This is a genomic window from Prevotella sp. P6B1 (assembly GCF_000702825.1).
Classification (GTDB): domain Bacteria; phylum Bacteroidota; class Bacteroidia; order Bacteroidales; family Bacteroidaceae; genus Prevotella.
Window position 1 is genome coordinate 717,683 of record NZ_JNKF01000010.1, and the last position, 16,592, is coordinate 734,274.

The following is a 16,592-nucleotide window of genomic DNA, read 5'->3' on the forward strand; positions in this document are numbered from 1 at the left end:
CCGTTGCAAGCTTAAAACTTTAGGTTTGAATGACAAATTCAGCCAAACATATATTACAATTATCTAACTAATTAAATTAATTATGTGGAATTTTAAATCAATCGAAAAGCCGTTAATGGCACTGTTCCTGCTCTGTTTGTTCCCATTGGGAGCGCTGGCTCAGAGTCTGGTTAAGGGAACGGTGAATGATGAAGCTGGTGAACCAATCATTGGTGCCACTGTAAAAGTACAGGGTACGCAAAATGGTGCAATCACTGACTTTAATGGTAATTTCCAAATTCAGGCAGCCTCAAATGCTACCCTGAACATCTCTTATGTTGGTTATGTACCACAGACTGTAAAAGTTGCGGGCAAAACCAACATTACAATCGTGTTGAAAGAAGACGCACAGATGCTGAACGACATCGTAGTTGTTGGTTACGGTACAATGAAGAAGAGCGACATCACCGGTTCTGTTGTATCAGTAAACACCGAAGACGTCATGAAGAAATCACCTGTCAACGTCAGTCAGGCCCTGCAGGGTGCTGCTCCTGGTGTAATCGTTACCATGCAGGATGGTCAGCCTGGTGCAAAGGCTCAGATCCGCATCCGTGGTGTCGCCACTATTAACGGTAGCGCTGCTCCTCTCTACGTAGTAGACGGAGTTCAGGTAGGTGACAATGCTGATTTTGTAAGCCCAAGCGATATTGAGTCTATCGACGTTCTGAAGGATGCTTCTGCAACTGCTATCTACGGTTCTGCAGGTGCTAACGGTGTCATCATGATTACCACCAAGCATGGTTCAAAGGGACATTCTAATATTAATATTACTGCCGACTTCGGTATCCAGACTCTCAGCTCTAAGCTTGATGTATGCAGTGGCGACCAGTATGCCGCTAACCTCCGTCAGGCACGTATCAATGACGGACAGGTGGATGGATCAGGTAATGCCATCATGTGGAACCCTGTTTGGAATGCAGAATATGACGGTAAGCGTAAGTATACTGACTGGCAGGATGTTATGACACGTTCAGCATTGCGTCAGAACTACAATGTTTCTACTTCTGGCGGTAACGAAAAGACCCAGTACAACGCATCTCTCGGTTTCCTGCGTAACGACGGTCTGGTTGTAAACACCCAGTATCAGCGTATTACTGCACGTGCAAACGTTAACTCTCAGGTTAACAAGTATATTGCTTTCGGTGCCGACGTTTCTTGGACACATACTGACAGCTATGGATCTAACGTTTCTGTAGGTAACTTCGGTAACCTGTCTTCTCTGCGCGACTTCGCATTCGCATGTCCTTCTATGGATTTCGTTACTAATACTGTTGTTACTTATGATGGTGTTCCTGCTGGTACATACATTTCTCCAAATGTAGTTAACCCTGACGGAACTTTTGGTGATGTTACCGGTGGTAAGAACTTCAATGATGGATTCTGGGGAACAACTCTTGGTAATATGTATGCCAAGCAGATGGATCTGCACGGTCGCAACCGCAGCAACCGCACACTTTCAACAGCTTACTTGACCATCACTCCAATCGATGGCCTTTCTTGGAAGACTCTTCTTGCATACGACTACTATGCTGGTTCAAACGAGAACTTCTATGGTGGTATCCAGCGTGTGAACTATGTAAACGGTGAACGTATTGACGTTACACAGGGAAAAGGCGATGCTTACTATAATCCTTCTGAGAACAATGACTATCGTTTCGATCTTGGCAACAACGAAAGCCAGACGCTCCGCATTCAGAACACTCTGACCTACAACTGGAGCAACGATATCCACAATGTAACCGTAATGCTTGGTAACGAGGTTTCTCGCTGGTATGGTCAGTGGGTAGGCGGATCATCAGTTGGCTATGATTCTAAAGACAACCGTGACCTTGGTCTGACAACTCAGCCCACTAAGCGTAACGCAAGTGGTGGTCTGAACCTGGAGAGTCGCATGATCTCTTACTTCGCACGTGCATCTTACAGCCTGATGGACCGTTATCTGTTGACCGCTACCATTCGTCGTGACGGTTCTTCAAACTTCGGTTCTGGTAACCGTTGGGGTACCTTCCCATCAGTAGCTGCCGGTTGGCGTATCTCTGAGGAGGCATTCATGAAGGATATCAACTGGATCAACAACTTGAAGCTCCGCTTCGGTTGGGGTCAGACTGGTAACTCAGGTGGTGCCACAGATATGTCTGTAATTGGTCTGAATGTTGACGGTCGTTATATTTACTATAAAGCAACTGATCCTCTTGGTCTGGGTACTGGTACACCTACGGTTACAACTGGTTATTATAATATTCTTAAGGACACCAACCTGAAGTGGGAGACCAACGAGCAGCTCAACTTTGGTATCGATGCCGCATTCTTCAACAGCCAGCTCGTTATCGGTGTAGACTACTTCATTCGTAAATCTAAGGACCTTCTGCTTTGGCGTAACATCCGTCCATCATCTGGTTATGCTAACATCTACACCAACTACGGTGAGATTGAGAACAAGGGTCTCGAGTTCATGGTTGGTTTCAACAAGCGCATCAACAAGGACTTCTCTATCAATGCAACTCTGACAGGTTCTACACTGACCAACAAGGTAAATAAGATGGGTGATCCTATCTACAACACCAACTCAGATTCATCTGGTCAGGGTACTGGTGACGGTTCTAACACTGGTGCAGTAGGTGCTGCCGACGGTTATCACTGGGGCAACCACTCTATCTGTAAGGAGGGTGAGGCTGTAGGTTCATTCTATGGCTATCGCGTAGAAGGCATCATCAAGGACCAGGCTATGCTGGATAAGGCTAAGGCTCAGGGTCAGACAGCTAAGATGGGTGACTATCTGTTCAAGGACCTCAATAATGACGGTGTTCTCAACGAGAGCGATATGGACATTCTCGGTAACGGATTCCCATCTTTGAACTATGGTTTGACACTTGGTGCTAACTATAAGGATTTTGACTTCACAATGCAGATGCACGGTGTATTCGGTCAGAAGATCTACTCTTACTCAGCTATGCGTCTGACCAATATGTTCTGTTCTGACGATGGTACTTCTCCAAACATTCTTGCTTCGGCTGCTGCTAATGCTTGGTCTGAAAGCAATCCTAACGGAAGTGAGGCTCGTCTCTCAATCCTTGACGAGAACTACAACATGCGCGCCAGCGATGCATGGGTTAAGAATGGTGATTTCCTGAAGATTTCTAATATCCAGGTAGGTTATACAATTCCAAAGAGCATTTCAAGCAAGCTGCTCATCCAGAACGCTCGTATTTACCTCGCAGTTCAGAATGTATGCTGCATCTCTGGCTACAACAAGTACGGCGATCCTGAGTGCGGTCAGGGAAGTGTACTCTACACAGGTCTTGACACTGGTCGTTATCCAATGCCTCGCACTTATTCATGTGGTATAAATGTAACCTTCTAAACAATTGATAATAGACAATTGAAAATTGATAATTAAAAATAAGAATATAAATATGAAAACAAAATATTATATTTTAGGTGCAGCGTTGTGCAGTACTATGGGCTTAGGCCTTACATCCTGTAACAACGATGAGTTCCTCAATGTAACGCACTATTCGTTGCTTGAGGGAGATGCGATGTTCGAAAATGACGAAAACGCTATCAAGGGTATGACCGGTTGTTACGACCAGCTCCTGCCCCGTACGAATGACGACCCCTATAAATACTGGATCTTCAATGGCTGTCATCCTACAATGGACTCTCAGGCTTCTGGTTGGGATAAGGACTTCATGGTTCAGAAATGGACTGCTTCACAGGCACAGCTTAAAACCTTCTGGACCCAGTCATATACTTGTGCTTCACGCTGTAACGACTTCCTGGCAGGTCTTGAGGCTTCAGAGAATGTTTCTGACGACGTAAAGCGCCACCTCGAGGGTGAGGCTAAGGCACTCCGCGGATTCCAGTTCTTTGGTCTGGCTAACACATTCGGCCGTGTGCCCCTGTTGATTACAGGTGAGAACTATATTAATACTCCTACCAAGCCAAAAGCTGAGTCTTTCACTGAAATGTGGGACTTCGTGATTAAGGATTTCAAAGAAGCAGCAGAACTGCTTGATTGGAAACCATTCCAGGGACAGTATGGCCGTTGTACCAAGGGTATGGCGCTTGCATTCCTCGGCGACGCCTATATGTGGAAAGCCTACACTGTGCCTGAGACTGCTCAGGAGTGCTACCAGATGGCATACGACGCTTTCCAGCAGATTATCAAGAGTGGAGAGTATGAGTTGAATCCATCATTCACCACGCTGTATGACGCTGACGAGGCATGGCCTAAGGAGTGTATCTGGCAGATCCTGTTGAACTGTGGTGATGAATATGGTTCATGGGATAATTCAAAGCATGCCGGCGCACATGGTTGGACTGGTTTCTACTTTGGTCCTACATCAAATGGTGCATGGGGTACCTACCAGATGTCTTGGGAGCTCTATGACTCTTTCGAGAACTACATTGACGATCCCGTTTATGGCAATGCTTATGACAAGCGCCGTGATGGTTCAATGGTTACAGCTACTGTTCCATTCGAGATGCGCAAGGATCACCCAACATGGGAGCAGCGTGTAAAGCCAACTCAGAAATGGCTCGATTCAAATATTAAGTATATTCGTGGTTATTCTAATATATACTATGATGAAAAGGGTGATACTATTAAGTGGACAGATCCTGATGATTTGGACGAAAAGGGTCAGCCTAAGGTGAAGCCATATACATTGTTCAAGCAGAAAAATGGTGAAATTGTAGGTAAAAAGAAGGCTGAAGATGGTGATGTAGCATATTATGTATATTCTGATAATGCTTACGAGAAATACTACAACAACTACAAAGCTGATAAAGAGGCTGGATGTGGAATCTACGATCCAACACACCCAATTGGATTCAACCCATTCAACCAGGAGTTCGTAGGCTGGTGTGGTTTCCACTGGACTCCTACAGACCCAGCTCCTACAGTATGGTCTACTAAGCACTGGCGTAACGGCCGTGGTTGCGACTGGTCTACAGGTATGCTCTGGTTGCCAGATCACATCTACTTCAAGCGTTATGCAAACGTTCTGCTTGATCAGGCTGAGTGCTGTTTCCGCCTTGGTAAGGAGGCTGAAGGTTGGGCTTTGGTAAAACAGATTCGTGAGCGTGCTTTCGGTAACACTGAGGTTGGTAAGGACCTGTCTAAGTACATTGCTTATCACCAGAAGATTGCTAACTTCTATGGCGACCAGGGTCATGGCGATGCAGTAGACCTTGCCGGTTATCCATTCCCATTCAATACAGAGACTGTGAATGTACCTGACGCTAAGGAGTACTATACAAAGATCAAGAATGAGTACGGCTATAGCTCTGAAGTTTGGAAAGTTGCTGTTAACATTGAGCGTCGTAAGGAGTTCTCTGCTGAGCCTTATCTGCGTTCAGACATGCACAAGTCAGGCTTCCTGGAGGATCATGTAAATACTGTATATCCAAAGAACAATTTGCCTGAATCAGGAAATTCTGTTATTCAGGAATGGCGTACTGCACGTAACTTCGACTTCGATATGAATAAGATGTTCATGCCAATTCCAGAAAATGAGATTCTGATGAATCCTGATTGTGTACAGAATGAGGGTTACACAGGTACCAATGAGTAATTTAATTAATTGACTAAATTTTATAAGTTAGTTATAGTAGTTAGTATTAGACACATTGTTTTGGTATTTTCGGAGATGCTGCATCGTGATGATGCGGCATCTTTTTTTGTAAATTCTTTGGTGATGTTGGAATAAAATTGTAACTTTGCAGCATCTTTTTCTAACCTAAATGATGAAGGCAAAGACGTATATACAGCATAACGGGCTATGGCTGCTCGTGGCGGTGCTGGGGATAGCGGTATCAGGCTATTTCCTGCTCAGACTGCCGTTCTTACTCTTGGCGCGCGAACAGGCGCAGCTGTTTCTGTGGAATACCGACTATCTGATGGAACGGCTTGCCGTGCCCGGTGGACTGGCGCAGTACTTAGGTGAGATGATGGTGCAGTTCTTCCTGAACCCGCTGGCGGGTGCCATTTGGTATGGCGCGTTGTTTGTCGTCATCACCTGGCTCTCCTTCCTGTTGATAGGCTCGCCCAAGCATAGGTATCTGTCTCTGTTGAGTCTGGTGCCGTCGTTGGTGCTGACTTATCTGTGGACGGATATCCGTTTCCCGATGACGTTAACTGTAGCGGTTCTTTTAGCATTGGCGCTGGCGGTGGGTGTGCAGTTGCTCAACCGCAAGGCGCAGTTGGCTGTGCTCACCGTGCTGATGCCGGTGGGCTATTGGCTGATCGGTCCCGCCATCGTGCTCACGCTGATTCCTATATTATATAAGAGGTGTAACATCGTGCCCGCCATGGCATTGGTCATCTGGTTGGTGGCTTGCGTGCTGGGCAGTGCCAGGGTGGTGCCTTATCCGCTGAAGCAGGTGGCGCGAGGCGTGGATTATTATCTCGACGATACGAAATTCGGCACCTACGAGGATATGACGTACGACATGCTGGTGCGTGAGCAGCGCTGGTCGGCTGTGGTGAACCGCTATCATGAGCAGGGCTCGGAGTCGTTGGCTATCCGCGATGCGGTGGGGCTGTCGATGTTTCAGCTGCAGCAGATTGACCAGCAGGAGATGCTCAGCCATTTCGAGTTCTCTACCAAGGCGCTCAGTAGTATCTCCTCGGCCTTCATGATGAGCGAGGTGTGTATGCATGTCGGGATGGTGAACATCGCCCAGCGTGCGGCGTTCGAGGCTATGGAAGCTATACCTAATCATAATAAGAGTGCAAGAGCGCTCCACCGACTGGTTGAGACCAACCTGATCACCGGTCAGACGGATGTGGCACTGAAGTATATCGCCATTCTCGAACAGACCACCTTCTACCGGGGATGGGCGAGCAGGATGAGAGTGCTGGCGGAGCAACCGCAACAGCTGGATCATCATCCGTATTATCACCGTTTAAAAGAGATTTATGAGCATGGAAATGATATGTTCTTCTATTAAGAAGCTGTTGGCTGTCGGATGTTGGTTGCTGGCTATCGGTCTGGCAGCTTGTAGCAGTCTGCCAACCGATGTGAAGCAGGTGAACCAGATGCCTGATATCTATCCCGACTATGTGGGGGTGACGATTCCTACGGACATTGCGCCGCTGAACTTTGTGATGGCCGACGATGCTGTGGAGACTATCGACGTGGAGGTGACAGGCTCGAAAGGAGGCCGTCTGCATGCCAATGGCGATGTGGCCGACTTTGATATCGATGCGTGGCACCAGCTGTTGGCGCAGAATAAGGGTGGGACGCTGACGTTTACTGTCTGTGCGCTGAAGGATGGCCAGTGGACTGGCTATCAGCCGTTTACCATGACCGTCAGTGAGCAGGCATTAGAAGCCTGGGGTATCACCTATCGCCGTATTCCGCCCAGCTATGAGATGTACAGCCGGATGGGACTCTATCAGCGCAACCTGAGCAACTTCGATGAGGAGCCGCTGATAGTGAATACCCAGACGCCCGACCAGTGCCTGAACTGTCATACCGCCAACCGTACCAATCCTGATCAGTTTGTGTTCCATGTGCGTGGCAGCCATGGTGCTACGGTGGTGGGTAAGGAGCGTATCGAACTACTCAAAGCCAAGAACGATTCGTTGGGTGGCTCGATGGTTTATCCCTATTGGCACCCGGGCGGCCGCTATTGTGCGTTCTCAACCAATAAGACCTCGCAGATGTTCCATACCAATATGAAGAACAAGCGTATTGAGGTCTATGATGCCGCGTCGGATGTGTTTGTCTATGATACCGAGACGCATACTATGCTGGGCGATACCATCATCATGAAGAAATACTGGGCGGAGAACACGCCTGCCTTCTCGCCCGATGGCAAGTGGCTCTATTTCACCACTGCCAAACGTCAGGTCTATCCTACCGATTATGATCAGGAGAAATATAGTCTGTGCCGTATTAGCTTCGATGCGCAGACTGGTACCTTAGGCACTCAGGTGGATACGCTGGTCAGTGCCGATGCCACGGGTAAGAGTGTGTCGTGGCCCCGTCCTTCGTACGATGGGCGTTACCTGATGTACACCCAGACGGATTATGGCTACTTTACGATATGGCATCCCGAGGCCGACTTATGGCTGCTCGATTTGCAGACGGGCGTGTCGCGGCCGATGACAGAGGTGAACAGTGACAGGGCGGAGAGCTGGCATAACTGGAGCGTGAACAGTGGTTGGTTCTTGTTCACCAGCCGTCGGGAGAATGGGCTCTATACCCAGATCTACCTGGCATCGATCGATACGACGGGTAAGGCTACCAAACCGTTCCTGCTGCCTCAGCGTGATCCGAAGCAGTTCTATCAGAATATGTTATACTCGTTTAATATCCCTGACTTTACTTCCAAGCCGGTTGACTACGACAGTTATCAAACGGCCAGGAAGCTGAACGGCCAGGAGCGGGTGGCTACAAGATTTCAGTAGCCTCCGCATCTTCAATGGTTATCTCGGGTTCGTCGTAGAACTCGGGCTCGTCGTACACCTTAGGTTCCTCTATGGGCTGTGGGGCTTCAAACACCTCAGGCTCTGGCTGCTGTGGCTCAACCACGGGCTGTACCTCGGGTTCAACCTCCGTCTCTGGCTCGGGCTCTTCGCCAGCCTTCTGTTCCAGTTTCGCGCCGCCCTTATACCGGATGGCCAGCAGCGACATGTCGTCGCGCTGCTCATAATCGCCGGCAAAGTGCTGTACGGCATCAAGCATATTGTCGATGAAAGGTTTGGGGCGTGGATCCAGTTTCATGGCCTGCAGGGCAGAGCCCAGCATGCGTTTCTCGTTGAAGACGCGGTGTTCTGCATTCTTCACTTTGATGAGTCCATCGGTATTGAGGAAGAGCATCGTACCTGGTAACAGTGTGGTCTCCTGCGCCTCGAACTCCCAGTTGGGGCGCTCGCCAATGGGCACGTTCTGCTCCACCGGCAGATGGTGCAGCTCGTTGCTCACCAACAGCGGCGCGCTGTGGTTGGCGTTACAGAAGTAGAGGATGCCGTTATTGATGTCGAGCACACCCACAAACAGGCGTACGCCAACACCTTGTTCTTCGTTCTTGGCCAGTGCGTTGTTGATGGCCATCATAATTTTCTCGGGTCTGGGCTCGAAGGCAGCAGCCGTGCGGAACTGGGCTTTGACCAGCGTGGTGAGTAGTGAGGCCTTTACGCCCTCAACGGTTGCCTCACCAACGCAGAAGAACAGCTTGCCGTTGCGCAGACAGAAGTCCATCACGCCACCGCCCTGTATCTGTCCGAGCTTGACGGCGCTCCACATATCGAAGTGCTTGTGCTTGGGCATCAGGCAGGGTGGCATCACCTGCTGGATATTCTGGCCGATGCGCAGTTCCGAGTCCTCGCGCTCTTTCACGATGGTGTCGGCCTCCAAGCGGTCGTAGTCGTATCGCAGATCCTCGTATTGGGCTTCCATCTGTTTGGCTTTACGGTGACGGACTACCATAAACGCGGTCATACAGAGTATCAGACATACAAAGCCGATGACAATCAGTGTTTGGTATTTGCGGTTTTTCTGGGCCTCCTGCTCAGTCATCTTCTCCACGTTATCCACAATCACCGCCAACTCCTCTTTCTCGATGTTCTTCGACTTGGTGATGGCCTGTCCTAAGGCGTTGCTGATATCCATGGCTACCTGGATGGCTGAGTCGCGCCGACCTGCCAACAGGTTGGTGCGGTATTTCTTCAGCACCAGACTCTCGATATTCTCGAGTGAGTAGTTCTGGGGTGTCTCGCCCATCATGGCATTCAGACTGCTGTAGTTCTCGGCAGCCTCGTCCCACCGGTGGGCAGCCGTCAGATAGTCGTTGGCATCGATGCGGCCTTTCGGAGTGTTGCTGAACTGAGTGGTCAGGAACTTCTCATAAGCCTTGGCAGCTTCTTCGCTACGGCCTAATCCTTCGAGGGCGATGGCCTGGTAGATATCATAGCGGGCCAGCTGACGGTCGATATAGTCGGCATCGGCGTCGAGGCGCTGCTCGTATTCGCTCAGCACCTGTCCGAAACGGGTGATCCAGTTCAGTGCCTCCTGCCATTTCTTGGCGTAGATATAGTTATAGGTGATATTGATCAGACCGGTGATACCGTCTTTATAGACCAGGTCGTTGTGGTAGGTCTCAATATTCTCCATGTGTCGCTGGTAGGCTTTGTTGAATCCTTCGGCATTGCCTTCGTTGGTGCCTAAGCCTTCCTGGCAACAGCCTATATAGATCAGGATATTCAGATAGTCGCTGGTGCTGTCGCAATCCAGCGATTCCAGTTTCTGCACAACCGGTATGCTGATGTTCAGACCTTCCTCGTAGTTACCTCTCACGGAGAGCATGTTGGCCAGTCGGCTTGCCGATCTGGCGTAGTAGGTCATCTCGTCGGGATCGGTCGATTCGGCAGCCGCGTTGAGCGATGCCTTCCAGTAGTACTCTGCCAGACGCTGGTGTTTCATCTTGTCGTAGGCATAGCCTCGCCAGTAGCATGCTTTGGTGGAGGTGATGCTGCCGATGGTCTCCAGACTGTCAACCACTTGCAGCAGTTCTGTGTATTTTCTGGTCTTCTGGGTGGCTTCAATCAACTTGTCGGCCTCGCTGATCTGACCTTTCTGTTGTTCCTCTCCGCAGGCTGTCAGTAGCAGTGCGATGATCATTGTCAGGAATATCCAATGTTTTGTCTGTCTCATATTCGGTTTCAAGAAATTGATGTTTCTGGATGCAAAGATACAAAAGAATTTTAAATAAACTCAAAAACAAGGTAAAAAAGTGTATGTAGGGTTGGTATGATACGTCATCAAAAGTAAATGTAACTTGCGAAAAAGGCTGTTTGGTGGAAAGTGTGTAATTTTGCACCCTGATAAACTGAAACATTCATGAGACGTATATTTACTCTAATTACAATTCTGTGCGCACTTGGCGCAGGAGCTCTGGGAGTCAAGCCATTGCCCTCGCTCCACACTGAAGGAAAATGGCTTGTTGACAAACATGGTAACCAAGTGGTGCTCCACGGTGTGATGGACACGCCCAACATGTATTTTAATGGTTGGCGCTGGGGATCGCCCTGGACGGAGAATCCTACCAATTATAACGCTACTGGCGCAACGAGATGCCTGCCATATTTTGAAACGCTGTTCGCTGGCATGGAAGAGGCCAAATGCAATATCTTCCGCTTGCATCTGGACCCAGCCTGGACCAATGACCCCAATAGTTCTTATGTTTATCCCGGTTCTGACGGTCAGGCCCAAGGTGTGACTGGCGAGGCCGATATCACGAAATTCAATCCTACCCGTCTGCGTACGTACTTAACCTCTTTATATCTGAAGCTGGCCGACAAGGCCATGAATCATGGTCTGTTTGTAGTGATGCGCCCTCCCGGCGTGTGTCCTCACAATCTGAAGGTAGGCGACTACTATCAGCAGTATCTGATAACGGTTTGGGATATCGTTTCGAGTCAGCAGTTTGTGAAAGATCATCCCGGACAGATCAGTCTGGAGCTGGCTAATGAGCCTGTGAATATCAGGAACGCCAACAATCAGGACGATACGAAGGCGTTGCACGACTACTTCCAGCCGGTGGTTGACAAGATCCGTGAGAATGGCTTTACGGGTATCATCTGGGTTCCAGGCTCTGGCTACCAGTCAAACTACCGTAGCTATGCAGAGCATCCTATCGAGGGCGAGAATATCGGTTATGCCGTGCACGACTATCCCGGTTGGTATAACAGTAGCGACGATAATCCGGATCCTGATCAGAAGATTGCCAGTTTCCATGATGCCGTACCCGTTGTAGATACCAATCCGATATTGATCAGCGAGGTGGACTGGAGTCCTATCAAGGAGCCGAAAGAGCCTGATACCAATGGCGATGGCAGCATCAAACGTAATGAGTTCGGCGATATCGTCTATAAGAATCTGGGCACCTGGGCCACGGGCTCTACCTCGAAATGGGGTAAGGCTTTCAAGGCTGTGCTGGATCATTTCGGCAATATCTCGATGACCCTCACGCATCCCCATGATTTCATGGATCTCGATGCTCTCTATAATTATGGGTTAGTAACACCTGCGTTCGATGGTAATCCAGAGGCCTGCGGTAAGGCTTGCTTCGACTGGTATGCCGACTATTATCAGATGAACAGGCCTCATGACGACGAAGAGGCAGAGACGGGCGACTTCTATACCGTTCAGGCGTTGAAGGCCGATCAAGAGTCGTTCGACCTGATGCTTGGCGACAAGATACCGATGTCGCTGCAGTTACTCTATGCCGACGGACATACCAAGGAAATCTCGGGCGTGGCAACCTATACGGTCGATAACCCTGCGGTAGCTGCGGTGAAGAACGGTCAGCTCTGTGCACTCGCCAGTGGCGAGACGCAGCTCAACGTCTCTTATACCGATATCAAGGGCACCGAGTGGAAAAAGTCGTTTGCCGTCACGGTTACTGGTCTCGACCTGGGTGATTTCACCAGTCTGAGCAGTCTGTCGGATATCACTGCCCAGCCGTTTGCCATCATGAATAAGGAGACGGTGAAGATGATCTATGGTTCTACGATGCAGAATCTGGGTTGCGATCTTGCCACTCAGGTGGTTAATGGTAAGTCTATCAATGGCTATATGTTCAAGGCTGAGGCTATTTCCGGTCGTAGTGGCTGCTACCTGCTTCGCTTGCTGACATTGAGTGGCAGTGAGTATAGTGTTTATGGTAGTCCGGGTTATCTGAACGGCTACTCTATTTATGGCGACTGCAGTTTCATTCTCGGACTGAATGAACAGTATGGTCAGGACGCAGCTGATGGCGCTGTCTGGGAAATCAAATATGTAGCAGGTCAAGGCTTTACGCTGAAGAATATGTACACAGGTAAGTATCTGCACGATGCATCATCGGCTAAGTTTGATACTCCCGCCTATTTCGACTTCCTGAAGGCAGGTAGTAACACCACTGGCATCCAGACCGTTGAGCGAGCTGTCGATAACGAGACCGTCTATACCCTGCAGGGTGTCAAGGTAGGTACCCGTCAGCAGTGGGACGCTCTGCCACGCGGCATCTATGTCGTGGGCGGCAGGAAAATCTTGAAATAACTCCTTATCAACACATAAGTATTATGTTACAATCAACAATCAAAACCATCCTGCTGGCCTCTGCACTGTTGGTGCTCCCTGCCAGCATGTCGGCTCAGAAACGAAAAGCCGCCCCCAAAAAGAAGGCTGTCGCCGAACAGGTGAAGCCCGTCGATGAGAACTTCTACATCTTCCTCTGTTTCGGACAGTCGAACATGGAAGGTGCAGCCCGTCCTGAGGCTCAGGATCTGGCCAGTCCGGGTCCCCGCTTCCTCCTGATGCCTGCTGTCGATTTCCCCGACAAAGGGCGTAAGATGGGCGAGTGGTGCGAGGCTTCGGCTCCGCTCTGCCGTCCAAACACCGGATTGACACCTGCCGACTGGTTCGGTCGTACTCTCGTGGCATCGCTGCCCGAGAACATCAAGATTGGTGTCATCCATGTCGCTATCGGTGGTATCGACATCAAAGGCTTCCTGCCCGATAGCATCAAAAGCTATGTCAAGACAGCCCCCAACTGGATGAAGGGCATGCTGGCAGCTTATGACAACAACCCCTACGAGCGCCTGGTTACTCTGGCCAAGAAGGCTCAGAAGGATGGCGTCATCAAGGGTATCCTGATGCACCAGGGCGAGACCAATACCGGCGATCCTAAGTGGGCTGGTATGGTGAAGCAGGTGTACGACAACCTCTGTGGCGACCTGCAGCTCAAGCCCGAGGATGTGCCCCTCTATGCCGGCAATATCGTACAGGCTGGCGGCAAGGGTGTCTGCATCGGCTGTAAGAAGCAGATCGACGAGCTGCCTCTGACGCTCCACACCTCACAGGTCATCTCTTCCGACGATTGTACCAATGGTCCCGACCGTCTGCATTTCGATGCTGCCGGCTATCGTGAGTTGGGCTGTCGTTATGGCGAGGCTGTAGCCCGTAACTTAGGTTTCGAACCCAAGCGTCCGCATATTGAGATGCTCAAGCGTATCGAGGTGCCTGCCGATGCTTTCATCGCCGAGACCACTGTGCCCGGCAATGAGTTCCCCAAGGTCGATAAGCAGGGCCGTGCCTACTTCAGCATTGCTGCCCCCGAGGCCCGCAAGGTGATTGTGGATATCTGCAATAAGAAATACGATATGCAGTCCGACGGTAAGGGTAACTTCATGGCGGTGACCGATCCACTGCCTGTCGGTTTCCATTATTATTTCATGGAGATCAATGGTGTGCGCTTCATCGATCCTGCTACCGAGACCTTCTTCGGTTGTAACCGCGAGGCAGGTGGTATCGAGATTCCAGAGGCTGCCGAGGGCGACTACTACCGTCCACAGCAAGGTGTGCCCGCTGGTCAGGTGCGCAGCATCTATTATTATAGCAACGAACAGCAGACGTGGCGTCATGCCATGGTCTATACCCCAGCCGAATACGAGCTCAAGGCCAATGCCAAGAAACGCTATCCTGTGCTCTACCTGCAGCATGGCATGGGCGAGGACGAGACCGGTTGGAGCAAGCAGGGCCACATGCAGCATATCATGGACAACGCCATTGCCAAGGGCGAGGCTGTGCCGATGATTGTGGTCATGGAGAGTGGCGATGTCAAGGCTCCGTTCAACTTTGCCAGTGGCGCCTCTAACGAGCAGGGCCGTTCGCAGTATGGTGCCTCCTTCTATCCCGTCTTGTTGAACGATCTGATTCCTTATATCGACAAGACCTTCCGTACCAAGAGCGATCGTGAGAACCGTGCCATGGCAGGTCTGTCGTGGGGTGGTCACCAGACGTTCGACGTGGTGCTCACCAACCTCGACAAGTTCGCTTGGCTCGGTACTTTCAGTGGTGCTATCTTCGGTCTCGACGTGAAGACCGCCTACGATGGTGTGTTTGCCAATGCCGATACCTTCAACAAGCAGATCCATTACATGTATATGAACTGGGGCGAGCAGGACTTCATCAAGAGTGCCGACATCGTCAAGCAGCTCCGTGAGTTAGGTGTAAAGGTCGAAGCCAACGAGTCGAAGGGCACCGCCCACGAATGGCTCACCTGGCGCCGCGGCCTCCACGAGTTCATCCCCCATCTGTTCAAGAAATAGTCCCCTCCTCTATAAGTGAGAAACTATGAAGGGGCCGGAGAAGGTAATCGCTTTCTCCGACCCCATTTCTTGAAAGCGCCAGCGGAGACACCCAGCGCTACAAGTACAACGGCAAGGAACTTGACCGCATACATGGTCTCGACTGGTACGACTATGGCGTCCGCCACATGGACGGCATGCGATTCACAACAATCGTGGAGGTGATGTGCTGGAGAAGAAACAAGTACTGTTTGAAGGCTTTGGCCTTTTATTCATAACGGTTGTAAAAACTTTTTATTAAAGTTGCTGACTTAAGTAAATTAGGTCGATTTTTATGCTGAGTTAATTCGATTGATAAAATGAGCCAGCTCGTTTTATCGTTTGAATTAACTCGCAGTTTTTCAGTCACCCCTACGATATCCAAAAAACGATCAATAATGTGTCAATTTTTTCTCTAAGAGCCACGGGGTCGGAGAGTCATAGGACGGAGAATCTGATCATTTTCTCCGACCCCATTCCTTGGAATGATGCTAACGGATGGGCTCGTATTCGAATTTCCAGTTGTCGGTATAAACGCCTATTTTGGTGAGTCCGCCTAAGTCATTGGTGGTGTGCGTTGTGCATTTCACTTCCTTTACCAATCCCTCAGACACCGTGTATTCGTAGTCGACATACTCATAGCATACCAGTGGTTTTTCTGATGTAGGACTTCCTCCTGCAGAACTGTAATAAGTGTATCGTGTTTCTTTCGATGGCAGGTATTTCGTTCTTTTTCCATAATAGCCTTGCCACTCCAGAATCGCATCGCTATGGGTTATGATAAAAGGAATGTTGTTGGGGATATTGGTATAGGTGTATTCAGATATAGCCCCCCATGCCATTTTCGTTAGAAGCTCGTTATTCCATTCGCATTCCACCGAGAGAGGATAGTTTCTTGATAGGTAACCTTTGGCATCATATTCGTAGTCTTTAATATCGGGCTCACGAGTCATTCTTTCTTGTCGACTTATACGCCCGTTATTAAGCGTACATTCGTATTGGAAGGTTCCGATATCTATGGTTATCTTGTTGTTTGCATAAGAATAGTTATTTGTGTAGCAATTGCCATTCTGATATTGCTCCCACTTGACTATTTTCCCGGCAGCGTCGTAACTTAAGGCATCCTGATGGCTATTGCCGGATGAGTTGCTGTACTGAATGGAAATCAGACGCCAGTCTTTTACTTCTTCTTTGTTCTCATGTTCACTCTTGCTACAAGATACGAAGGATACAGCTAAAAGCATCATAGATGCAATTGCTAAAAAAACTTTTTGTTTCATTTTGATTGTTGATTAATAATTGATAGGTAAATAATCGTATCTGCAAAAGTACGAACTATTTTCCAATCCACCAAATATTCACAGACCTTTTTCTTTGGTCATGACGGCTTGATGCGGAGATATGATACAGATAATAAAGTATGTGATACACT

At 49.3% G+C, this 16,592-nt stretch carries 8 protein-coding genes; 6 read left to right on the forward strand and 2 right to left on the reverse strand.

The window, feature by feature from the left end; all coding sequences use genetic code 11:
• The first annotated feature begins 82 nt into the window (after positions 1-82).
• The 4 genes from T495_RS0103760 to T495_RS0103775 all read left to right on the forward strand — a co-directional run bounded on the left by T495_RS0103760 (position 83) and on the right by T495_RS0103775 (position 8,458).
• Positions 83-3,400 carry a TonB-dependent receptor gene (locus T495_RS0103760; protein WP_081831997.1) on the forward strand — a complete coding sequence of 1,106 codons (3,318 nt, stop codon included), beginning with the start codon at positions 83-85 and terminating at the stop codon, positions 3,398-3,400.
• Between the two features lie 52 nt (positions 3,401-3,452).
• Positions 3,453-5,615: a RagB/SusD family nutrient uptake outer membrane protein gene (locus T495_RS0103765; protein WP_033147617.1), complete on the forward strand. Its 2,163-nt coding sequence runs from the start codon at positions 3,453-3,455 to the stop codon at positions 5,613-5,615.
• Positions 5,616-5,784: 169 nt separating this feature from the next.
• Complete coding sequence (locus T495_RS0103770; RefSeq protein WP_033147618.1) at positions 5,785-6,993, forward strand: DUF6057 family protein; 1,209 nt, start codon at positions 5,785-5,787, stop codon at positions 6,991-6,993.
• Positions 6,968-8,458: a hypothetical protein gene (locus T495_RS0103775; protein WP_369793221.1), complete on the forward strand. Its 1,491-nt coding sequence runs from the start codon at positions 6,968-6,970 to the stop codon at positions 8,456-8,458. The genes T495_RS0103770 and T495_RS0103775 overlap by 26 nt, the downstream gene beginning before the upstream one ends.
• On the opposite strand, the gene T495_RS0103780 is transcribed toward T495_RS0103775, so the two are convergent.
• A complete protein-coding gene (locus T495_RS0103780; protein ID WP_033147619.1) occupies positions 8,442-10,703 on the reverse strand; it encodes a SpoIIE family protein phosphatase in 2,262 nt (753 codons plus the stop codon). The two genes, T495_RS0103775 and T495_RS0103780, sit on opposite strands and share 17 nt — an antisense overlap.
• A 186-nt stretch (positions 10,704-10,889) precedes the next feature.
• Between T495_RS0103780 and T495_RS0103785 the strand changes: the two genes are divergently transcribed.
• Together T495_RS0103785 and T495_RS0103790 are read left to right on the forward strand one after the other, a co-directional pair.
• Positions 10,890-13,091: a cellulase family glycosylhydrolase gene (locus T495_RS0103785; protein WP_051651834.1), complete on the forward strand. Its 2,202-nt coding sequence runs from the start codon at positions 10,890-10,892 to the stop codon at positions 13,089-13,091.
• A 23-nt stretch (positions 13,092-13,114) separates the two neighbouring features.
• Entirely contained in the window at positions 13,115-15,142 is a 2,028-nt protein-coding gene (locus T495_RS0103790) for a bifunctional carbohydrate acetyl esterase/feruloyl esterase (RefSeq protein WP_033147620.1), read from the forward strand.
• A 509-nt stretch (positions 15,143-15,651) separates the two neighbouring features.
• Here T495_RS0103790 and T495_RS0103795 read toward each other — a convergent pair.
• Positions 15,652-16,440 carry a hypothetical protein gene (locus tag T495_RS0103795; protein WP_028902292.1) on the reverse strand — a complete coding sequence of 263 codons (789 nt, stop codon included), beginning with the start codon at positions 16,438-16,440 and terminating at the stop codon, positions 15,652-15,654.
• Positions 16,441-16,592: the final 152 nt, after the last annotated feature.

What these genes read in the sequence shown, in the direction of transcription:
- T495_RS0103785 (WP_051651834.1), top strand. Translation starts at nt 10,890, where the DNA reads ATGAGACGTATATTTACTCTAATTACAATTCTGTGCGCACTTGGCGCA.
- T495_RS0103775 (WP_369793221.1), top strand. Translation starts at nt 6,968, where the DNA reads ATGGAAATGATATGTTCTTCTATTAAGAAGCTGTTGGCTGTCGGATGT.
- T495_RS0103765 (WP_033147617.1), top strand. Translation starts at nt 3,453, where the DNA reads ATGAAAACAAAATATTATATTTTAGGTGCAGCGTTGTGCAGTACTATG.
- T495_RS0103795 (WP_028902292.1), bottom strand. Translation starts at nt 16,440, where the DNA reads ATGAAACAAAAAGTTTTTTTAGCAATTGCATCTATGATGCTTTTAGCT.
- T495_RS0103770 (WP_033147618.1), top strand. Translation starts at nt 5,785, where the DNA reads ATGATGAAGGCAAAGACGTATATACAGCATAACGGGCTATGGCTGCTC.
- T495_RS0103760 (WP_081831997.1), top strand. Translation starts at nt 83, where the DNA reads ATGTGGAATTTTAAATCAATCGAAAAGCCGTTAATGGCACTGTTCCTG.
- T495_RS0103790 (WP_033147620.1), top strand. Translation starts at nt 13,115, where the DNA reads ATGTTACAATCAACAATCAAAACCATCCTGCTGGCCTCTGCACTGTTG.
- T495_RS0103780 (WP_033147619.1), bottom strand. Translation starts at nt 10,703, where the DNA reads ATGAGACAGACAAAACATTGGATATTCCTGACAATGATCATCGCACTG.